The organism is Vibrio sp. AIC-3 (assembly GCF_013114515.1).
GTDB lineage: Bacteria > Pseudomonadota > Gammaproteobacteria > Enterobacterales > Vibrionaceae > Vibrio > Vibrio crassostreae_C.
In genome coordinates this window covers 101,413-122,263 of record NZ_VTXG01000005.1, presented here as the reverse complement: position 1 = coordinate 122,263, position 20,851 = coordinate 101,413, and the positions used below count along the sequence as shown (strand labels likewise).

Below are 20,851 nucleotides of genomic sequence, written 5' to 3'. Positions count from 1 at the left end.
TTCTTTACCTGTTACTTAGATGAACCAAAGGTTAGCTACGTAAGCCAATACCCTTTGTCACTAGGTAGTGTGCAATGCCATACAACAGCACGATAAACACACCTAGTACGCCAAACGACGTCACGATCCCCACATCAGACACACCCAAGAAGCCATATCTGAACGCGTTAACCATGTACACGATAGGGTTCAACTTCGATACACCTTGCCAGAATTCAGGCAATAGACTGATCGAGTAGAACACACCACCAAGGTACGTCAGCGGCGTTAAGATAAAGGTTGGGATAATAGAGATATCATCAAACGTGCGTGCGAATACCGCGTTAATCAAGCCACCCAAAGCGAATACTACCGACGTTAAAAATACCGTCGCAATGATCACGCCCCAATGGTCAACTTGTAAGTCGACAAAGAACAACGACACGAAGGTTACTATGGTACCCACTAACAATCCACGAACCACACCACCCATTACGAAGCCGGCGATAATCACGTAGTTAGGAACAGGCGCTACAAGCAGCTCTTCAATGTTCTTCTGGAACTTGGCACTAAAGAACGATGAAGCAACGTTGGAATATGAGTTGGTGATCACCGACATCATGATCAGACCGGGAACAATGTATTCCATGTAGCTAAAGCCGTTCATTTCACCAATACGCGCACCAATCAGGTTACCGAAGATGATGAAGTAAAGCGTCATGGTAATCGCTGGCGGCACCAGAGTCTGCACCCAGATACGAGTAAAGCGATTGATCTCTTTGGTCAACAAACTGCAGAAAGCGGTCCAATATAGGCTGTACATATTATTTACTCCCCTCACGGACGATACTCACAAATAGCTCTTCTAGACGGTTTGCTTTGTTACGCATAGAGAGGACTTTAACCTGTTGCTCGCTCAATTGAGCAAAGATGGTATTCAAACCTAGGTTCTTGTCGATTTCGATTTCTAGCGAGCCATTGACCATCACTTGGCTATTCACGCCTTCAAGCTTAGGTTCAGTCGTGCCCTCTTCCAGATCCAGAATAAAGGTCTCAGCACTCAATTTGCCCAACAGCGCTTTCATTGTTGTGTTCTCAATCAGCTCACCGCGATTGATGATACCAATGTTGCGACACAGCATTTCTGCTTCTTCTAGGTAGTGCGTGGTCAAGATAATGGTAATGCCCTGCTTCTCATTGATCTCTTTTAGGAATTCCCACATTGAACGACGTAGTTCAATATCAACGCCTGCTGTCGGTTCATCAAGGATCAACAAATGAGGTTCATGCATCAATGCACGCGCGATCATCAAACGACGCTTCATACCACCAGACAAGTTACGCGCGCGTTCGCCACGCTTTTCCCACAGATCGAGTTGAGATAGGTACTTTTTCGCTCGCTCTTTCGCTAATGCTTTTGGCACGCCGTAATAACCCGCTTGTTGCAGCACGATCTGTTCAACGGTTTCAAACGGGTTAAAGTTAAACTCTTGAGGCACAAGGCCTAAGTTCTGCTTCGCCAATTCCAGATCGGTATCAATGTCGTAGCCGAACACTTTAACCTTGCCTGACGTTTTATTTACCAGTGAAGAGATAACACCAATGGTGGTTGATTTACCCGCACCATTGGGACCAAGTAGTGCGTAAAAGTCGCCTTTTTCTACTTGTAAACTAACGCCCTTAAGAGCCTCGAAGCCCCCAGCATAAGTTTTTCTTAATTGCTCAATTTCTAATGCATACATAGAGATAGACTGCCATTTGCTATAGATAAGATGTAGACGGCCGAGCTTGAGGAAGAGAGTAATGCTTAAAACGAGCTAGCAGAAAACTAACCCAAACTTGTTAACTCGGCCATTTTGCAAACAAGTTTATCGTTGATTGACGATTAATACAAATATCGTGTGAGAGTTTCTTTCGAAAACAAATAAGCGTCTTGGCTACGTGAAGACTAAATCAACGTTCAATAAATATAAGAATGCCGCTAAGTGATTCACTTAACGGCATTAATGATCAGTCTTGAAGTGAGCGTCTATGGCTTATTCATATCAGGTCATTCATATCAGCTTATTACTGAAAAATTAAACTGACTCAAATTGATGCTCATCTCTGTCGACATAGCTTGTTGCTGCCGTCAGGGCTTCATATCTGAATCGATAAGTGTTGGATTCAGGTACTAGGTCAATCACGTGGAACTTCTCTAGTTGTTGACGAGTATTCTCATTAGGACACAGCAGATACACCTCACACTGCGCATCCAATGCATCTTTAATCGCATTCTCTAGCGCTAGGCCAACAGTGACATCAATCATAGGGACATCTGTCAGGTCTAGAATCATCGCTTCATAGTCAGAGATACTTGAGTGCTGACGTGAAATCGCCTTTGAAACGCTGAATATCATCGGCCCTGATAGGTAGAAGAATAGCACCTTACCATTGGCACTATCGAGTAACTGACGTTCGCTATCAGTCAATGGGATATCGTCTTCATCATCACCATCACTGATCGCCTTAACTTGTCTGGCTTGCTCTCGGCTTAATCTTTCAATAATCAGAATATTCGAGATAAACACACCCAGTCCAACGGCAATAATCAAGTCAACAAACACAGTCAATAGCATCACGCCGTACATCACGCCCATGCCGGCATAGCTAACCTTGTGCGCGCGCTGGATAAAGCTCCAATCTAGGATATTGAAACCAACATACATCGCGATACCAGCCAGCACTGCCATAGGAATCGGTTCTGTTAAACCACCTGCAACCAATACCACGAGCGCAAGTACTAAAGCTCGAATAACACCTGAAAGCGGAGAACGCGCTCCCACCTGAATATTGGTTACAGTCCCCATAGTGGCACCCGCGCCAGGTAGTGCACCAAACAGGCCAGAGATCATATTGGCAATGCCTTGGCCACGAAGCTCTTTGTCTGAGTCATGCTCTTTACGAGTCAATGAATCTCCGATAACCGCGGTCAAAAGCGTATCAATACAACCTAATGTACCAAGCACCAAGGCATCGATAACCATAGTAGTAAACTGTTCAGCGCTGATCGTAGGGATAACGAGGGAAGGTAAACCAGCTGGGATTTCACCAATACGGCGAATAGAGTCGGTATCAAAAATAATGACGGACAAGAGCGTTACAGCCACTAACGCGACCAGTTGAGCAGGCACATACTTACGATACTTAGCGGGGAAGCCAAAAAGAATACCGAGTGTCAGAGCACCTAGAAATAGCTCACTCACTTTTAAGTTTGCTAGCGTATCAGGTAAAGCAGAGATCGTGCCCATTACACCACCGGATGGAGCGGCATGCCCTAACAATGGAGACAGCTGCAAGATAATCAGAATAACGCCAATGCCCGACATGAATCCGGAGATCACGCTATATGGCATCAAAGTGACGTATTTTCCTAGCTTTAACGTACCAAGTAATATCTGGAATGCACCGGCCATCATCACGACAGTAAAGGTCATTGCCATACCCGTTTCAGGATATTTAGCAACCATACTCGTCATTACGGCAGTCATGATCACCGTCATCGGGCCGGTAGGTTCAGAAATCAAACTACTCGAACCGCCAAACAATGCTGCAAATAGGCCAACCATAATGGCGCCCCACAAGCCAGCTTCAGCTCCCGCGCCAGAAGCAACACCAAATGCCAATGCTAAAGGTAACGAGATGATGGCTGTAGTTACACCGCCAAACATATCCCCTTTGATATTGATATCCGTAAAACGACTTCCAAACAAAACACACCTTCCTGATGATGAAATGACAAACCTTATCACTTTAGCAAATGTATCAAGTGTTCAGAAAGTGTTAATTCAATCACATTATTCATGTCTTATAACCGGATTATTGATAGTGGGCTAAGTTTATGATTTTCCGTACTAGAACACGTCAGATGAGTACATTTTGACGCAGTTTTTACGAGATTGAATTTGTAACATTGTGTATAGTTAAGCATCTTAATTGAGGGATGTAAGAAGCAAGATGCCAGAAATAAAACAGCTTTTTGAGAACAATTCCAAATGGTCTGAAGAAATTCGCTCTGAAAGACCTGAGTATTTTACAACGCTTGAAGAGGGTCAAAGCCCTGGTTTTCTATGGATAGGTTGTTCAGATAGCCGAGTTCCAGCCGAGCGCCTGACTGGCTTATATTCTGGAGAACTGTTTGTTCACCGAAACGTGGCCAACCAAGTGGTTCATACAGACCTAAACTGTCTATCTGTTGTTCAGTACGCAGTAGATGTGCTTAAAGTGAAACACATTATTGTCTGTGGTCACTACGGTTGTGGCGGTGTTAACGCGGCGATTGATAACCCTAAACTTGGTCTTATCAACAACTGGTTACTGCACATCCGTGACAATTACCTAAAATACCGCAAGCAAATCGAGGGGCTTCCTCGTGAACAATGGGGTGACAAGTTATGCGAAATTAACGTCGCAGAACAGGTTTATAACCTAGGTAACTCAACCATTATGCAAAATGCGTGGGAGCGTGGCCAAGACGTTGAAATCCATGGTGTGGTTTATGGTATTGGCGATGGCAAGCTACAGGACCTTGGCGTACGTTGCTCAAGTAACGATACTTTAGAGAACAGTCACTTAGATGCATTAAACAAGATCTTAACGACGCCTCTTCTTAGTCAACAAAGCTAACCCCCTTCTGTAATAAATACAAAAAGCCCGCATCAAGCGGGCTTTTTAATGACTTCTAAACCACAAGCGCAATGATTACTCTTGAGGTACTACCTTACCGATGTACGGTAGGTGACGATATTTTTGTGCGTAGTCGATACCAACACCAACAACGAACTCATCTGGGATTTCAAAACCAATCCACTTTGTATCTACAGTCACTTCACGGCGAGAAGGTTTGTCTAGTAGCGTACAAATTTCGATAGACTTAGGGCCACGTAGGCTTAGAATCTCTTTCACCTTAGTCAGCGTGTTACCCGTATCGATAATATCTTCTACAAGTAGAACGTCTTTACCTTGAATATCATCATCAAGGTCTTTCAAAATACGAACATCACGTGAGCTTTCCATGCCGTTGCCGTAGCTAGACGCGGTCATGAAATCAACTTGGTGAGTTAAATCGATAGCACGAGCAAGATCTGCCATAAAGACAAAAGATCCACGCAATAAGCCAACTAAAACTAGATCTTCACTACCTTTGTAGTGCTCCGTGATCTGTTTGCCTAGTTCGTTCACTCGATCCTGAACTTCTTGCTCAGAGATCATGACTTCAACTGTATGCTTCATACTGCTCTCATTCTATTTGGTGATTGCGACGAATGTTGACAGTTTCGTCAGTTGTGTCGCTCAATTTTGTGCGTAAGTCTAGCACTGCTCAAATACCCACACCACCTTATGGTTCGAATTTACTGTCAGATTCTCAACGAAATGTGCGCTGGTGCCTTATCCAATACTCGTCTCCTTTCACATCAATGCTGATCACGCTTTATGTATCAAGTTTGATGTAACTGTCTATAAAACAAGCTGAAAGGATTGACCATTCGCATATGCACCATTACACTCATCTTGGCTTAAATAATAATAAAATCATTAATATAAAAAAATCGTTGGCAAGGAAAATAAAATGGACTCAATCTCTAAGAGACCTAGAACTAGGCTTTCACCTTTAAAAAGAAAACTTCAGCTGATGGAAATCGCGCTTGAAGTGTTCTCTCGTCGCGGCATTGGCCGTGGTGGTCACGCTGACATTGCAGATATCGCTCAGGTATCAGTAGCAACAGTATTTAACTACTTCCCTACTCGTGAAGATCTGGTTGATGAAGTGCTTAATCATGTTGTCCGTCAATTCTCAAACTTCCTTTCAGACAATATCGATCTAGATATTCACGCAAAACAAAACCTACATAATATTGCGACTGAAATGGTGACACTAGTAGCTCAAGACAGCCACTGGTTGAACGTATGGTTCGAATGGAGCGCATCGACGCGTGATGAAGTATGGCCACTGTTCGTAACAACAAACCGCACTAACCAAATGTTGGTACAAAACATGTTTAGTAAAGCGATTGAGCGCGGCGAAGTTTGTGACGATCACGATCCTAAGCATCTAGCGAACCTATTCCACGGCATCTGCTACTCGCTATTCATCCAAGCGAAACGTGTAGAAACACCTGAAGAGCTTTCAAGCTTAACAGATAGCTACTTAAACATGCTGTGCATTTATAAATAGATTCGAGATTCGAGATTCGAGATTCGAGATTCGAGATTCGAGATTCGAGATTCGAGATTCGAGATTCGAGATTCGAGATTCGAGATTCGAGTAAATAATTTAAGGGTTGGCCTAAGCGGTCAACCCTTTTTTGTAGAATGGAATGGCTCTTCGCATCCCGAAGCGCAGCGTACTCGCATCTCGGAGTGAAACGTTCCTGCGCCTTACTTCAGACATAAAAAAACCGCTGACGAATCAGCGGTTTTTAAAAACATTAGCGAGTGGCTAAGAAAGAATTACTTCTTCTTTTTCACTGCTTTCTTGTTTGGAAGGTCAGTGATTGAACCTTCGAATACTTCCGCAGCTAGACCTACAGACTCGTGTAGAGTTGGGTGAGCGTGGATAGTAAGAGCGATATCTTCTGCATCACAACCCATTTCGATTGCTAGGCCGATTTCGCCAAGAAGTTCACCACCGTTAGTACCAACAACAGCACCACCGATTACGCGATGAGTCTCTTTATCAAAGATCATCTTAGTCATACCGTCTGCACAGTCAGAAGCGATTGCACGACCAGAAGCAGCCCAAGGGAAAGTAGCAACTTCGTAGTTGATGCCTTCCGCTTTCGCTTCTTTCTCAGTCTTACCTACCCAAGCAACTTCTGGCTCAGTGTACGCAATTGATGGGATTACTTTAGGGTCGAAGTAGTGCTTCTTACCAGAGATAACTTCAGCAGCTACGTGACCTTCATGCACACCTTTGTGAGCAAGCATTGGTTGACCAACAACGTCACCGATCGCGTGGATGTGAGGAACGTTTGTACGCATTTGCTTATCAACATTGATGAAACCACGCTCATCAACTTCGATACCAGCTTTTTCAGCGTCGATAAGTGCACCGTTTGGAACACGACCGATAGCAACAAGAACAGCATCGTAGCGCTCAGCTTCAGCTGGTGCTTTTTTGCCTTCCATTGAAACGTAGATACCGTCTTCTTTCGCTTCAACAGCAGTCACTTTAGTTTCAAGCATTAGCTTGAACTTATTCTTAATGCGCTTAGTGAAAACTTTAACGATGTCTTTATCCGCAGCAGGGATAACTTGATCGAACATCTCTACAACTTCAACTTTAGAACCTAGAGAGTGGTAAACCGTACCCATCTCAAGACCGATGATACCTCCGCCCATGATAAGCAGTTTTTCAGGTACTTCGTTTAGTTCTAGTGCATCCGTAGAATCCCAAATACGTGGGTCTTCATGTGGGATGAAAGGAAGTTTGATTGGGCGAGAACCCGCAGCAATGATTGCGTTGTCGAAGTTAACAGTTGTTGCTTCGCCTTCGCCTTCAACAAGAATGCTGTTAGGACCAGTGAACTTACCGAAACCGTTAACAACAGTAACGTTACGCATCTTAGCCATACCGCCAAGACCGCCAGTTAGTTGATCAACTACTTTTTCTTTCCAAATACGGATCTTGTTGATGTCCGTTTGTGGCTCGCCGAATACAACGCCGTGCTCTGCCATCGCTTTAGCTTCTTCGATTACTTTAGAAACGTGAAGAAGTGCTTTTGATGGAATACAACCAACGTTTAGACATACACCACCAAGAGTGCTGTAACGTTCAACTAGTACTGTTTCTAGACCTAAATCCGCACAACGGAATGCCGCTGAGTAACCAGCAGGACCTGAACCAAGTACAACAACTTGGGCTTTAATTTCTTTGCTCATTGTGACCTCTTGTAGTCATTATCCCTAACAGGCTGAGTAGATGTTCTTAAAATTATTGGGCTTTCAAACAGGAAACATTTTACAGAGATGTTAACAGTGTGAAAGTAGCTTTAAGTTAGCCTGTGAGCTAGACAACAATTCCCTATCAGATTATGAGAAATGCAGGAAACTGTTCTCTAAAAATAGTCTTTATATAAAGAATTAAGGTGACCCGAAAGTCACCTTAATAATTACTTTCTCAATTACAGTACTAGACGACGAATGTCAGATAGTGCGCTGTTTAGGAAAGTAATGAAGCGTGCACCTTCAGCACCATCGATCACACGGTGGTCGTATGATAGAGACAGTGGAAGCTGTAGACGTGGTTGGAACTCTTTACCATTCCAAACTGGCTTAATTTCAGACTTAGATACACCTAGGATACCTACTTCTGGAGCATTTACGATTGGAGTAAATGCAGTACCGCCAATACCACCAAGGCTAGAGATTGTGAAACAACCGCCTTGCATGTCTGCCGCTGTTAGCTTACCAGAACGTGCTTTCTTAGAAACAGCCATTAGCTCTTCTGATAGCTCGTAAATGCCTTTCTTGTTCACGTCTTTGAAGACAGGAACAACTAGACCGTTTGGTGTATCAACAGCGATACCCACGTTTACGTACTTCTTAAGAATGATGCTTTCGCCATCTTCAGAAAGAGAAGAGTTAAACGCTGGGAATGCTTCTAGCGCTTTAGCGACAGCTTTCATGATGAACACAAGTGGAGTGATCTTCATGCCAGTGTCTTTCTTCGCTTCGATTGCGTTCTGTTCTTTACGGAATGCTTCTAGCTCAGTGATGTCTGCGTTGTCCCACTGTGTAACGTGAGGGATCATTACCCAGTTACGGTGCAGGTTAGCGCCAGAGATCTTCTTAATCTTAGAAAGCTTCTGAACTTCAGTTTCGCCGAACTTGCTGAAGTCAACTTTTGGCCATGGTAGTAGACCAAGAGCAGAACCGTCGCCGCCTTTGCCAGATGCAGCTGCACCAGACTCAAGACGCTTAAGTGCATCTTTAACGTAAGACTGAACGTCTTCTTTAAGGATACGGCTCTTACGACCAGTACCTTTAACCTTAGAAAGGTTAACGCCAAATTCACGAGCTAGACGACGAACTACTGGAGAAGCGTGCGCGTAGTCACCGTTCTCTTGGAAGTCGCCAGCTGCTGCTGGAGCCGCTGCAGGTGCTTCTGCTTTAGGAGCAGGTGCCGCCGCTGGAGCTGCTGCTTGTGCAGGTGCTGCAACAGGAGCAGGAGCTGCGCCTTCAACCGGAGTGCCGGCCACGACGAAAGTCATGATTAGAGAGCCAGTTGACACTTTGTCGCCAGCTGCAATCTTGATTTCTTTTACTGTACCAGCGAATGGTGCAGGAACTTCCATTGAAGCTTTGTCGCCTTCAACAGTAATTAGAGATTGCTCTTCTTCTACTGTATCGCCAACCGCTACCATGATTTCAGTAACTTCTACTTCGTCACCACCGATATCAGGAACGTTTACTTCTTTCTCAGCAGATGCTGCTGGAGCCGCTGCAACTGGTGCTGCCGCCGCAGGAGCCGGAGCTGCTGCAGGTGCTGAACCAGCCACTTCGAATACCATTACTAGAGAACCAGTAGAAACTGAATCACCAGAAGCGATCTTGATTTCTTTAACGATACCAGCGAATGGTGCAGGAACTTCCATAGAAGCCTTGTCGCCTTCAACAGTAAGAAGAGATTGCTCTTCTTCTACTGCATCACCGATTGCAACCATGATTTCAGTTACTTCAACTTCATCACCGCCGATGTCTGGTACGTGAACTTCTTTAAGCTCAGCCGCCGCTGCAGGAGCTGCAGCAACTGGTGCCGCCGCTTCAACTGCTGGCGCAGCCGGTGCTGCTGCAGCACCTTCCGCAGGAGAGCCTGCCTCTTCAAAGATCATGATAAGAGAACCAGTAGAAACTGAATCGCCTTCAGCTACTTTGATTTCTTTAACGATACCTGCTTGAGACGCTGGAACTTCCATAGAAGCTTTGTCGCCTTCAACAGTGATCAGAGACTGTTCTTCTTCAACCTTGTCGCCAACGCTTACAAGAATCTCAGTAACTTCAACCTCATCCGCACCGATGTCAGGTACATTAATTTCGATTGCCATTGCTTATTTACCTTCTAGTTAAGCGCTGTATTAAGCGTATTGTGGGTTTGTTTTTTCAGTGTCGATATCGAATTTAGCAATTGCTTCAACAACTACAGATTTCTCGATATCACCACGTTTAGCCAGTTCAGTTAGAGCTGCCACTACGATGTAGCCAGCGTTAACTTCGAAGTGACGACGTAGGTTTGCACGGCTGTCAGAGCGACCGAAACCATCAGTACCAAGTACTTTGTAAGACTCGCTTGGCATGTAAGCACGTACTTGCTCAGCGTAGTTCTTCATGTAGTCAGTCACTGCGATTGCAGGTTCTTTACCAAGTACAGTTGTGATGTACGGTACTTTCTCTTCAGCTTCTGGGTGAAGCATGTTGTCACGCTCTACCGCTTGGCCGTCACGAGTTAGTTCGTTGAACGACGTTACAGAGAATACGTCAGATGCTACGCCGTACTCTTCGCTTAGAATTTCAGCAGCTTTACGCGCTTCGTTCATGATAGTACCAGAGCTCATTAGTTGAACTTTGCCCTTAGCACCAGCGTGAGATTCAAGCTTGTAGATACCCTTACGGATGCCTTCTTCAGCGCCTTCTGGCATTGCTGGCATTGCGTAGTTCTCGTTCATTACTGTTAGGTAGTAGTAAACGTTCTCTTGCTCAGGGCCGTACATGCGACGGATACCGTCTTGCATGATTACTGCTAGCTCGTAAGCGAATGTTGGATCGTAAGAGATACAGTTCGGGATAGTGTTCGCTTGGATGTGCGAGTGACCATCTTCGTGCTGTAGACCTTCACCGTTCAGTGTTGTACGACCAGCTGTAGCACCTAGTAGGAAGCCGCGAGCTTGTTGGTCACCTGCTAGCCATGCCATGTCACCAATACGTTGGAAACCGAACATAGAGTAGTAGATGTAGAACGGGATCATTGGTAGGTCGTTCGTGCTGTATGAAGTTGCAGCTGCAACCCATGAAGCCATAGAACCTAGCTCGTTGATACCTTCTTGAAGAACTTGACCAGATGTTGCTTCTTTGTAGTAAGAAACGATGCCTTTATCTTCAGGTGTGTATTCTTGACCGTGTGGGTTGTAGATACCAACCTGACGGAATAGACCTTCCATACCGAATGTACGAGCTTCATCACAGATGATAGGAACGATGTTCTTACCGATGTTCTTGTCTTTCAGTAGGATGTTTAGCGTACGTACGTAAGCCATAGTCGTTGAAATTTCACGCTTCTGTGCACCTAGTAGAGGAGCAAACTCTTCTAGCTCTGGTACTTTGAATTCTTGAGTGAATTTTGGCAGACGTGCTGGCGTGTAACCTTGTAGGGCTTTACGACGAGCATGTAGGTATTCGTATTCAGCAGAACCTTCTTCCAGTTTCAGGTAAGGAAGCTCAGACACTTTCTCATCAGAAAGGATGTCTTGTAGGCCTAGACGATCACGTAGGTATTGTACGTGAGTCATGTCCATCTTCTTAACACCGTGTGCGATGTTCTTACCTTCTGCAGCTTCACCCATGCCGTAACCTTTAACTGTCTTAGCTAGGATTACTGTTGGCTTGCCACCTGTCTCTTTTGCATTGTTGAATGCAGCGAACAGTTTAGAAGAATCGTGACCACCACGCTTCAGTTCGAAGATTTGGTCGTCAGTCATGTCTGCAACTAGTGCAGCTGTTTCTGGGTACTTACCAAAGAAGTGCTCACGTACGTATGCGCCATCTTTAGATTTGAATGTCTGGTAGTCACCATCGATAGTTTCGTTCATTAGTTGAAGAAGCTTACCAGTAGTGTCTTTAGCTAGTAGAGAATCCCAGTTGCTACCCCAGATAACTTTAACAACGTTCCAACCTGCACCTTTGAATAGGCCTTCAAGTTCTTGGATGATGCTACCGTTACCCATTACAGGGCCGTCTAGACGCTGTAGGTTACAGTTGATTAGGAAACATAGGTTGTCTAGTTTCTCACGCGCAGCGAAAGAGATAGCACCACGTGATTCTGGCTCATCCATCTCACCGTCGCCTAGGAAAGCGTATACACGTTGAGCAGAAGTATCTTTAAGACCACGGCCTTCTAGGTACTTAAGGAAACGAGCTTGGTAGATCGCAGAGATCGGACCTAGACCCATAGATACCGTAGGGAACTGCCAGAACTCAGGCATTAGTTTAGGGTGCGGGTAAGAAGGGATACCTTTACCATCAACTTCTTGACGGAAGTTATCTAGCTGCTCTTCAGTTAGACGACCTTCAACGAATGCACGAGAGTAGATACCAGGAGAAATGTGGCCTTGGTAGTAAACTAGATCGCCACCGTCCGTCTCGTTTGGAGCACGGAAGAAGTGGTTGAAACAAACTTCGTAGAACGCTGCTGCTGACTGGTAAGAAGCCATGTGACCACCTAGGTCTAGGTCTTTCTTAGAAGCACGCAATACGATCATGATTGCGTTCCAGCGAATAATCGAACGAATACGACGCTCAAGAGTTACGTCACCAGGGTAAGCTGGCTCTTGCGCTGCTGGAATTGTGTTGATGTAGTTTGTGTTGATACCTGTAGCCATATCAACGCCATCTAAACGCGCTTTATCTAGAACTTGTTCTAGTAAAAACTGTGCACGTTCTACACCTTCTTCACGTACTACTGACTCAAGAGCTTCTAACCAATCTTGAGTTTCCAGAGCATCAACGTCATGCTTCATGTCAGACATGGCGATCTATCCTTTTTGTTAGTTGGATTCTACTAAACACGTAAAAAGCCGAAGTATTACGGCTATTTACCCTGTTGAATTCGACGTAGAGAACGTTCGCGGCGCGACTCTTCCTTCGTCAAATCCAGCAATGTTTCTTCGATGTAAGCTAAATGAGAGTGTGACATTTCACGCGCCTTCTCAGGCTGGCCAGAAACGATCGCATCTACGATATTAGCTCGATGTATACTCACTTTCTCCACAACGTCTTTACGACGATGCAACAGCTTTAAATTTTCTAAGACGTTTTGTTCGAGTAACGGAGCCAAACTACGAACAATGTGCAATAACACCACATTGTGCGCTGCCTCTGTTAAAGCAATAAGAAAAGCCATCACCGCTGCAGATTCGGCTTCAATATCACCCTTTTCTTGCGCGCCGTGAATTTTTTCTTGGCAGGCTTGAATACGAGCAAAGTCTTCATCGGTTCCACGCAATGCCGCGAAGTAAGCCGAAATCCCTTCCATCGCATGACGCGATTCCAACAAGTCTAGTTGGGTTTCAGAATGGGATGACAACAAATTAAGCAAAGGATCTGAAAAGCTTTTCCAGATATTTTCGCTAACAAACGTACCTCCACCTTGACGGCGAGTAAGCAAGCGTTTTGCTTCTAAACGTTGTATCGCTTCTCGGATTGAAGGACGAGACACATCGAACTGTTTCGCCAGTTCGCGCTCAGGCGGCAGCTGCTGCCCTGGAGCCAGTGTTCCTTCCACAATCAACCTTTCTAACTCTTGTTCGATAACATCGGAGAGTTTTGGCTGACGAATCCTTTGATAAGCCATAGTTTGTTGTTCTTCTTTTTCTTCGCTGACAATTGGTAATACCAATTTTAAGTTGGGCAGAAATTAACATAATTAAAACGCCACTGTCCAGCGTAAAATTGACCTGCATCATAGAACGCAGTGTGAATTAACCACGATTTAACAAATGAAATTTAAAACAGCAACCAAATTGGTCTTACCATTTACAGCGGTAATACTTTTGGGGAGTACTCGTGCTAGAAAGTTTCAGGATAAAAATGAATTGTTTCAGAAAGATTAGTCCAAGTCGGTCAAAAATCGAACCAAGCGCACATTTGAGGGGAAATTTCTGTTCATAAGCTTTAATATCTGGGTGTTTGATAAGCTCGTCACACTCTTGATTTATTGATACCCATCAACGAACCACTTTCTTTACATTGCAACAACAAAAAATCACAAGTGGTTATGCTAAGCGTTGATTAAGCAAGGCTCTGCAATTGGCAGAGCCATAAATAAGATTAGGGATTAGAAGCGCAATTTGCCTTTAAATTTTGTCCAGTCAAAGACCAACCCAGGGTCTGTTTTACGTAAAGGTGCTATGTATTGATGGCCAGTGATACGTTCATTAGTGATCTGAGGAAAACTTGAGACCAGTGTTTCCGTTAGCTCAGTCAAGGCTTGATACTGCTGCTCTGTATAGGCAATAAAGTCACTGCCCTCTAATTCAATCCCAATAGAGTAATCATTACACCTTTCACGGCCGGCAAAGCTCGATTGGCCAGCATGCCAAGCCCTGTCTAGGAAAGAAACGAACTGCACCACTTCACCATCACGGCGAATCAAGCAGTGAGCAGATACCCCCATTTGATGAATCACCTTGAAAAACGGGTGTTCCGCTGGATCGAGCTTGCCCGTGAAAAACTGCTCGATATAAGGCCCACCAAATTGCCCCGGTGGCAGGCTAATATTGTGGACCACCAGCAGAGAGATATCATCGACACTCGGTCGAGCGTCAAAATACGGAGAAGGAACATGCCGAGCGTTTTCGTACCATCCTTTGGAGCAGATCGTCATCTTGGTCTCGCTTTCTTTTTTGCTAGCACAGTAGATTGTGACCTTGCCCATAGAGCAGTCGCGCTAGCCTCTTTAATTTGAAGTTAAGCAAGAGTATCATTCCATTCCCACTCCCTTTCAAGATTAGATTTGCGATGAAAAACACACATAACAGCCACCAACGCCTTGACTACTTAAAAGAGCAACTGCCTCTCGAGATCACTCGTGCAGTCGCAGAAACAATCAAAGAAGACCTTGGCGGTACGTTAGATCCAGCGGCTGATATTACGGCAAGTCTAATCCCAGCTGACGCTATCAACAGTGCAACCATCATCACTCGTGAACACGGCGTATTCTGTGGTAAAGCTTGGGCTGATGAAGTGTTTAAGCAACTGGGCGGTGAAGTGACTATCGAGTGGAATGTAGAAGATGGCGACAAGGTTGAACGAAACCAAACGCTTTGCACGCTAACTGGCCCAGCACGCGCGCTATTAACCGGTGAGCGTAACGCAATGAACTTCATTCAAACGCTATCTGGCTGTGCGACTGCTACTGCTATCTACGCAGACAAAATCAAACACACTGAATGCCGCCTGTTGGATACTCGTAAAACGATTCCTGGCCTACGCAGCGCACTGAAATACGCAGTGGCTTGTGGTGGCGGTTTCAACCACCGTATTGGTGTGTTCGATGCTTACCTAATCAAAGAAAACCACATCATCGCTTGTGGTGGCATTGAGAAGGCTATCTCTACTGCAAAAGAGCTGAACCCAGGTAAACCAGTAGAAGTTGAAACCGAAAGCCTAGAAGAGCTAGAGCAAGCGATCAGCGCTGGCGCAGACATCATCATGCTAGACAACTTCACCACAGACATGATGCGTGAAGCTGTGAAAATCAACGCAGGACGTGCAGCACTAGAAAACTCTGGCAACGTGACGCTAGATACCATTGCAGAGTTCGCTGAAACAGGCGTTGATTACATCTCTGTAGGCGCACTAACTAAGCACCTAAAAGCAATGGATCTATCAATGAGATTCAAAGCGTAATTGACTGAATAATAAATAATTTCTATAAAGGCACTGTTTGTGACGGTGCCTTTTTTATTGCCTGAATTATCAGTATTTCAAGCAGTTATTTAAGTTGATCGCATAAATTTGCGTGCTATATGAAACACTACACCAATAAATACCAAACCACTCGCGACCACACCTGAACACCATTCCACAACCCCATATCAACTTCTATTCTTTCCATCAACCAGTGCCTGCACTGAAACAAACTAAACAATGGAATAGAACAATGAATAACAAAAGTAAAAGAACAAATCAGAAAGGCTTTACGCTGATTGAATTGATGATTGTTGTGGCTGTAATTGGCGTATTGTCTGCGATTGCCATTCCTCAATATCAAAAATATGTAGCCAAAGCAGAAGTTGCTTCAGCTCTTGCTACAATGACAGGTATAAAAACTAATGTAGAGGCTTATGCCGCGGAAAACGGGGCTTTTCCTGCTAATAGCTTAACTGATGAGCTAGGTGTCCCATCAAAGATACCAGTTGGAGCGATTACATTTGATCCTGACGCATCAGCTGGTGTTGGCACCATCGTATTTACATTCGCAAGCTCCGGAGTTAGTACCATTTTACATGATAAAGTTTTTGTATTAAGCCGCTCAGGGGATGGCGAATGGGAATGTGATAGCGATGCAACAGATGGTGTCGAGGACGCACTATTACCAAAAAACTGTAAGTTATAATATTCAATGCTCACCAACCTCCCAACTGTTCTCCGTCAGGCTGGTTTGCTTAGCCTGACTCAAGAACAAGTTGTTGCGGAACATGTACAAGCTTCAGGTATTTCAACACCTGAAGCTTTGCTCATTCTAGATTTCTTCAGCGGCGATTCCTTAGCAAACAACATTAAAACCATCTTCGGCTTACCGTTAGTACAACTTGCCAACATTGACTATGAAGTCTTGTGCGACCAATTAGGGCTTCGCGAGCTGATCACCAAATATCACGCGATCCCGATTTCAGTCTCTAGCTCGACTCTCACACTAGCCTCCGCCGACCCGACCGATTTACAAGCGGAAGACGACTTTAGATTCGCGACAGGGTTGCAGATCGAATTGGTCGTCGCCAACTACTCCGAATTAGAAGGTGCAATAAGAAAGCTGTATGGCCGCTCTATTTCAGGGCAAGACTCGAAACGCAAAGAGATCACTCAAGACGAACTCGCCAATCTTGTTGAAGTGTCTGACGACGAGATAGCATCGATTGAAGATCTTAGCCAAGACGATTCCCCAGTCAGCCGATTTATCAATCAGATACTGGTTGATGCGGTACGTAAGGGCGCCTCAGATATCCACTTCGAACCTTATGAAGAACACTACCGAGTACGCCTGCGTTGTGATGGCATCCTTGTTGAAATACAGCAACCCGCCTCTCACTTAAGTCGTCGTCTATCAGCTCGCTTAAAGATCCTCGCCAAGCTTGATATCGCTGAACGTCGCTTGCCTCAAGATGGTCGTATTAAACTGCGTCTAAATAACGACTTGGCAATTGATATGCGTGTATCAACACTTCCGACCTTATGGGGTGAAAAGATCGTTCTTCGACTGCTTGATAGTAGTGCGGCCAATCTAGATATCGATAAGTTAGGTTACACCGAAGATCAAAAAGCACTCTACCTCGATGCCCTGAAACGCCCACAAGGTATGATCTTAATGACAGGACCTACCGGCAGCGGAAAAACCGTCTCCCTTTATACAGGCCTTCGAGTGCTTAACACTACGGAACGCAATATCTCGACAGCTGAAGACCCAGTGGAGATTAACCTGTGTGGTATCAATCAAGTACAAGTAACACCTAAGATCGGCTTTGGTTTTGCTGAAGCACTGCGATCATTTTTACGACAAGACCCTGATGTTGTGATGGTTGGAGAGATCCGCGACTTGGAAACCGCAGAGATCGCGATCAAAGCATCGCAAACCGGTCACTTAGTGCTTTCGACACTGCACACTAATTCCGCCGCAGAAACCGTCACCCGACTCGCACATATGGGTATAGAACCCTTTAACCTCGCTTCATCATTGAGTTTGATTATCGCCCAACGACTGGCAAGACGATTATGCAACCACTGCAAAGAAAATGACGACTCGCCAGACATATTCCTGCGTCACTCCATTCCTAACAGCCAAACCATCTACAAAGCGAGTCCTAAAGGTTGCAATGAGTGTAACCAGGGTTATTCGGGGCGAGTGGGTATCTATGAAGTGATGCCGTTTAGCGATCAACTGAAAAGCAGCCTGATCGACAAACCGAACGCGTTGGCCATTGAAAACTTGGCTCGCCGAGAAGGCATGAGAACTCTGCAAGAGTCGGGGCTAGATAAATTGCTTGAAGGCACCACCAGCTATCAAGAGCTGCAACGTGTTCTGTACATATAAACCAATGGAGCACCAATGAGTAGCAAGTCCAAACAATCACAATTAAAAAGCTATCACTGGAAAGGCATTAACAGCTCAGGCAAGAAAGTGTCTGGGCAAACGTTAGCGCTCACCGAATTGGAAGTACGAGAAAAGCTCAAAGAACAGCATATTCAGATTAAGAAAATCAAAAAGAAAAGTATTTCAGCCGTCACTCGTTTAACCCATAGAGTAAAAGCCAAAGACATCACTATTTTGACTCGGCAGCTTGCTACCATGCTGGCCACTGGTGTGCCTATCGTACAAGCCATCAAGTTGGTGTCGGACAATCACCGCAAAGCTGAAATGAAATCGATTCTATCGCATATCTGCAAAGGTGTAGAAGCCGGAACGCCAATCTCAAAAGCAATGCGAACCGCAAGCCGTCACTTTGATGACCTATACACTGATTTGGTCGCCACAGGCGAGCTCTCCGGTAACCTTGCACAAGTATTTGAACGCTTGGCGACCTATCGTGAAAAGAGTGAGCAACTAAAATCCAAGGTTATAAAGGCTCTCATCTACCCAGCAATGGTTGTAGCGGTCGCCCTTACCGTTTCCTACTTAATGCTGACCATGGTGATTCCAGAGTTTGAGTCGATGTTTTCCGGCTTTGGCGCCGACCTGCCTTGGTTCACTCAACAAGTACTCTACCTTTCCCATTGGATGCAGGCTTACAGCTTTTATACTGCCGTAGGCATAGGGCTTGTTGTCCTGATTATTTACCAACTGTGTCAGCGTTCCCACTCGATCAAACTGTCTGTTAGTCGGCTAGGATTACGCTTTCCTGTTCTTGGTGGCGTATTAGCCAAAGCCTCTATTGCCAAATTCAGCCGAACCTTATCAACCAGCTTTAGTTCTGGCATTCCGATTTTAATGAGCCTTAAAACCACAGCCAAAACCGCAGGCAACCTGCATTATGAATCGGCCATCATTGAGGTTCACCGAGAAACGGCTGCTGGCATGCCAATGTATATCGCAATGCGCAATACCAACGCCTTTCCTGAAATGGTGTTACAGATGGTGATGATCGGTGAAGAGTCAGGAAACCTTGATGATATGCTCAATAAAGTAGCCTCCATTTACGAGTTTGAAGTCGACAACACCGTCGACAATTTAGGCAAGATTCTAGAGCCACTGATCATCGTATTTTTAGGGACAGTTGTTGGCGGGCTTGTGGTTGCGATGTACTTACCGATCTTTAATCTTATGAGTGTGTTAGGATAGTTAAAAGCAACTAAACACCCATGAGCAACAATCTCTGCTCACCTTGATTAAGTGGTAAAGGACACTATGGAAGTATTTCACTACTATCCTTGGCTATTCCCCGTATTAGCTTTCATTTTTAGCCTTCTTATCGGCAGCTTCCTCAACGTAGTCATACACCGTTTGCCAATTATGATGGAACGTGAATGGCAACAAGAGTGCTCGGAATATTTCTCTCAATATAAAATTCCAGCGCCAGAGGGAAAGTTCAACCTCAGCATTCCTCGCTCTACCTGCCCGAAGTGCAAAACCCAATTAAGAATCGTCGACAATATCCCAGTCTTAAGCTGGTTGTTCTTAAAGGGTAAGTGCCATAGCTGTGCTAATCCAATCAGTGCTCGCTACCCTTTGGTCGAACTGCTTACCGCAATACTTTGCACAATGGTTGCTAGCCACTTTGGTTTCAGTTACTACGCCATTGCTTTGATTTTTTTCACCTTCGCACTGATTACCGCGACCTTTATCGATCTCGATACCATGCTGTTACCCGATCAAATCACCTTGCCTTTAGTATGGTCCGGTATCGCTTTAGCATTGTTTAATATCAGCCCAGTATCGCTGCAAGATTCTGTGGTTGGCGCAATGGCTGGCTACCTGGCTCTGTGGTCTGTTTATTGGTTGTTCAAACTACTGACAGGCAAAGAAGGCATGGGTTACGGTGACTTCAAACTCCTGGCTGCGCTTGGCGCATGGCTTGGTTGGCAGCACCTACCGATGATCATCCTTTTATCTTCGCTTGTTGGCCTTGTGTTTGGTTTGATTCAACTTCGCTTGAAACAGCAAGGCATAGATAAAGCCTTTCCATTTGGGCCCTACCTTGCGATTGCGGGTTGGGTAAGCTTGATGTGGGGTAACGACATCATGGGTTGGTATTTCACTTCTGTACTAGGAATTTAACCATGGCAATCATTATCGGATTAAGCGGTGGTATCGCCAGTGGCAAAACTACGGTCGCTAACCTGTTCAATGAGCATTTTAATATAGATATTGTTGATGCTGATATCGTGGCACGTGAAGTGGTTGCGCTGGGCAGTGTCGGCTTAAAACAGATTACAGAACACTTTGGTGAGTCTATCTTGCTTGACGATGGAACACTCAACCGAAGTAGGCTGCGTGAGCTGATCTTCTCAGATCCTAAAGAAAAGCAGTGGCTCAATGATCTTCTTCATCCCATGATCCGTGACAAAATTGACAGTGACCTGTCTAAAATCACATCCCCGTATGGTTTATTAGTTGCACCGCTATTGGTGGAAAACCAAATGCAAGGCATGGCCGATCGCGTATTAATTGTTGATGTGCCAGCAGAAGTTCAAATAGAACGTACGATGAGTCGTGACAATGTTTCTAGGGAACAAGTTGCATCAATTTTAAAATCACAGGCTTCAAGAGAACAACGCTTAGCAGTTGCAGATGACGTGATTAAAAACCATACTAAAAACCAAGAACTTTTGCCTCAAATCACAGATTTACATCAAAAGTATCTGGCAATCAGTGCTGTAGATGGGTCAGAATAGAACAATGTTGAAT

Annotated in this window: 17 protein-coding genes; 8 read left to right on the top strand and 9 right to left on the bottom strand. The window is 44.9% G+C overall.

Annotated features, from left to right (window positions below):
* Positions 1–31 precede the first annotated feature (31 nt).
* The 3 genes from F0229_RS05805 to F0229_RS05795 all read right to left on the bottom strand — a co-directional run bounded on the left by F0229_RS05805 (position 32) and on the right by F0229_RS05795 (position 3,689).
* A complete protein-coding gene (locus F0229_RS05805; RefSeq protein WP_010435987.1) occupies positions 32–802 on the bottom strand; it encodes an ABC transporter permease in 771 nt (256 codons plus the stop codon).
* A 1-nt stretch (position 803) separates the two neighbouring features.
* A complete protein-coding gene (locus F0229_RS05800; protein ID WP_017059435.1) occupies positions 804–1,721 on the bottom strand; it encodes an ABC transporter ATP-binding protein in 918 nt (305 codons plus the stop codon).
* Between the two features lie 336 nt (positions 1,722–2,057).
* Positions 2,058–3,689 carry a SulP family inorganic anion transporter gene (locus tag F0229_RS05795; protein ID WP_171732459.1) on the bottom strand — a complete coding sequence of 544 codons (1,632 nt, stop codon included), beginning with the start codon at positions 3,687–3,689 and terminating at the stop codon, positions 2,058–2,060.
* Between the two features lie 286 nt (positions 3,690–3,975).
* On the opposite strand from F0229_RS05795, the gene can reads away from it, so the two are divergent.
* On the top strand, positions 3,976–4,644 hold the full coding sequence (gene can, locus F0229_RS05790; protein ID WP_017063246.1) for a carbonate dehydratase: 669 nt from the start codon (positions 3,976–3,978) through the stop codon (positions 4,642–4,644).
* A gap of 75 nt (positions 4,645–4,719) precedes the next feature.
* On the opposite strand, the gene hpt is transcribed toward can, so the two are convergent.
* Complete coding sequence (gene hpt / locus F0229_RS05785) at positions 4,720–5,250, bottom strand: hypoxanthine phosphoribosyltransferase (protein WP_017633235.1); 531 nt, start codon at positions 5,248–5,250, stop codon at positions 4,720–4,722.
* 337 nt (positions 5,251–5,587) lie between these two features.
* Here hpt and F0229_RS05780 point away from each other — a divergent pair, with 337 nt between their 5' ends.
* Entirely contained in the window at positions 5,588–6,193 is a 606-nt protein-coding gene (locus F0229_RS05780; RefSeq protein ID WP_019824386.1) for a LuxR/HapR/OpaR family quorum-sensing transcriptional regulator, read from the top strand.
* 275 nt (positions 6,194–6,468) lie between these two features.
* Here F0229_RS05780 and lpdA read toward each other — a convergent pair whose 3' ends face one another.
* From lpdA to ampD, 5 genes are all read right to left on the bottom strand, one after another.
* Complete coding sequence (lpdA, locus tag F0229_RS05775; RefSeq protein ID WP_048659365.1) at positions 6,469–7,899, bottom strand: dihydrolipoyl dehydrogenase; 1,431 nt, start codon at positions 7,897–7,899, stop codon at positions 6,469–6,471.
* Positions 7,900–8,141: 242 nt separating this feature from the next.
* On the bottom strand, positions 8,142–10,064 hold the full coding sequence (gene aceF / locus F0229_RS05770; protein ID WP_171732437.1) for a pyruvate dehydrogenase complex dihydrolipoyllysine-residue acetyltransferase: 1,923 nt from the start codon (positions 10,062–10,064) through the stop codon (positions 8,142–8,144).
* Between the two features lie 30 nt (positions 10,065–10,094).
* Positions 10,095–12,758 carry a pyruvate dehydrogenase (acetyl-transferring), homodimeric type gene (gene aceE, locus F0229_RS05765; RefSeq protein WP_061032475.1) on the bottom strand — a complete coding sequence of 888 codons (2,664 nt, stop codon included), beginning with the start codon at positions 12,756–12,758 and terminating at the stop codon, positions 10,095–10,097.
* A gap of 62 nt (positions 12,759–12,820) precedes the next feature.
* Entirely contained in the window at positions 12,821–13,582 is a 762-nt protein-coding gene (gene pdhR, locus F0229_RS05760) for a pyruvate dehydrogenase complex transcriptional repressor PdhR (RefSeq protein ID WP_008222726.1), read from the bottom strand.
* 483 nt (positions 13,583–14,065) lie between these two features.
* The gene (gene ampD / locus F0229_RS05755; RefSeq protein WP_171732436.1) at positions 14,066–14,665 is read right to left on the bottom strand and encodes a 1,6-anhydro-N-acetylmuramyl-L-alanine amidase AmpD; all 600 of its coding nucleotides are present in this window, start codon (positions 14,663–14,665) and stop codon (positions 14,066–14,068) included.
* Positions 14,666–14,748: 83 nt separating this feature from the next.
* On the opposite strand from ampD, the gene nadC reads away from it, so the two are divergent.
* From nadC to coaE, 6 genes are all read left to right on the top strand, one after another.
* The gene (nadC, locus tag F0229_RS05750; RefSeq protein WP_171732435.1) at positions 14,749–15,639 is read left to right on the top strand and encodes a carboxylating nicotinate-nucleotide diphosphorylase; all 891 of its coding nucleotides are present in this window, start codon (positions 14,749–14,751) and stop codon (positions 15,637–15,639) included.
* 253 nt (positions 15,640–15,892) lie between these two features.
* The gene (locus tag F0229_RS05745; RefSeq protein ID WP_017071017.1) at positions 15,893–16,348 is read left to right on the top strand and encodes a pilin; all 456 of its coding nucleotides are present in this window, start codon (positions 15,893–15,895) and stop codon (positions 16,346–16,348) included.
* A 6-nt stretch (positions 16,349–16,354) separates the two neighbouring features.
* Positions 16,355–18,040, top strand: a complete 1,686-nt coding sequence (pilB, locus tag F0229_RS05740; protein ID WP_171732434.1) for a type IV-A pilus assembly ATPase PilB — start codon at positions 16,355–16,357, stop codon at positions 18,038–18,040.
* Positions 18,041–18,055: 15 nt separating this feature from the next.
* Positions 18,056–19,285 (top strand): type II secretion system F family protein, encoded by a 1,230-nt coding sequence (locus tag F0229_RS05735; RefSeq protein ID WP_017065898.1) that lies wholly within the window; start codon positions 18,056–18,058, stop codon positions 19,283–19,285.
* 66 nt (positions 19,286–19,351) lie between these two features.
* Positions 19,352–20,221: an A24 family peptidase gene (locus tag F0229_RS05730; protein WP_017058945.1), complete on the top strand. Its 870-nt coding sequence runs from the start codon at positions 19,352–19,354 to the stop codon at positions 20,219–20,221.
* Between the two features lie 2 nt (positions 20,222–20,223).
* Entirely contained in the window at positions 20,224–20,838 is a 615-nt protein-coding gene (gene coaE / locus F0229_RS05725) for a dephospho-CoA kinase (RefSeq protein WP_017058946.1), read from the top strand.
* The last annotated feature ends 13 nt before the right edge of the window (positions 20,839–20,851 follow it).

Bases quoted from the DNA above. Each gene is read 5' to 3' on its own strand.
- F0229_RS05805 (WP_010435987.1), bottom strand. From the start codon at position 802: ATGTACAGCCTATATTGGACCGCTTTCTGCAGTTTGTTGACCAAAGAG.
- F0229_RS05800 (WP_017059435.1), bottom strand. From the start codon at position 1,721: ATGTATGCATTAGAAATTGAGCAATTAAGAAAAACTTATGCTGGGGGC.
- F0229_RS05795 (WP_171732459.1), bottom strand. From the start codon at position 3,689: ATGTTTGGCGGTGTAACTACAGCCATCATCTCGTTACCTTTAGCATTG.
- can (WP_017063246.1), top strand. From the start codon at position 3,976: ATGCCAGAAATAAAACAGCTTTTTGAGAACAATTCCAAATGGTCTGAA.
- hpt (WP_017633235.1), bottom strand. From the start codon at position 5,250: ATGAAGCATACAGTTGAAGTCATGATCTCTGAGCAAGAAGTTCAGGAT.
- F0229_RS05780 (WP_019824386.1), top strand. From the start codon at position 5,588: ATGGACTCAATCTCTAAGAGACCTAGAACTAGGCTTTCACCTTTAAAA.
- lpdA (WP_048659365.1), bottom strand. From the start codon at position 7,899: ATGAGCAAAGAAATTAAAGCCCAAGTTGTTGTACTTGGTTCAGGTCCT.
- aceF (WP_171732437.1), bottom strand. From the start codon at position 10,064: ATGGCAATCGAAATTAATGTACCTGACATCGGTGCGGATGAGGTTGAA.
- aceE (WP_061032475.1), bottom strand. From the start codon at position 12,758: ATGTCTGACATGAAGCATGACGTTGATGCTCTGGAAACTCAAGATTGG.
- pdhR (WP_008222726.1), bottom strand. From the start codon at position 13,582: ATGGCTTATCAAAGGATTCGTCAGCCAAAACTCTCCGATGTTATCGAA.
- ampD (WP_171732436.1), bottom strand. From the start codon at position 14,665: ATGGGCAAGGTCACAATCTACTGTGCTAGCAAAAAAGAAAGCGAGACC.
- nadC (WP_171732435.1), top strand. From the start codon at position 14,749: ATGAAAAACACACATAACAGCCACCAACGCCTTGACTACTTAAAAGAG.
- F0229_RS05745 (WP_017071017.1), top strand. From the start codon at position 15,893: ATGAATAACAAAAGTAAAAGAACAAATCAGAAAGGCTTTACGCTGATT.
- pilB (WP_171732434.1), top strand. From the start codon at position 16,355: ATGCTCACCAACCTCCCAACTGTTCTCCGTCAGGCTGGTTTGCTTAGC.
- F0229_RS05735 (WP_017065898.1), top strand. From the start codon at position 18,056: ATGAGTAGCAAGTCCAAACAATCACAATTAAAAAGCTATCACTGGAAA.
- F0229_RS05730 (WP_017058945.1), top strand. From the start codon at position 19,352: ATGGAAGTATTTCACTACTATCCTTGGCTATTCCCCGTATTAGCTTTC.
- coaE (WP_017058946.1), top strand. From the start codon at position 20,224: ATGGCAATCATTATCGGATTAAGCGGTGGTATCGCCAGTGGCAAAACT.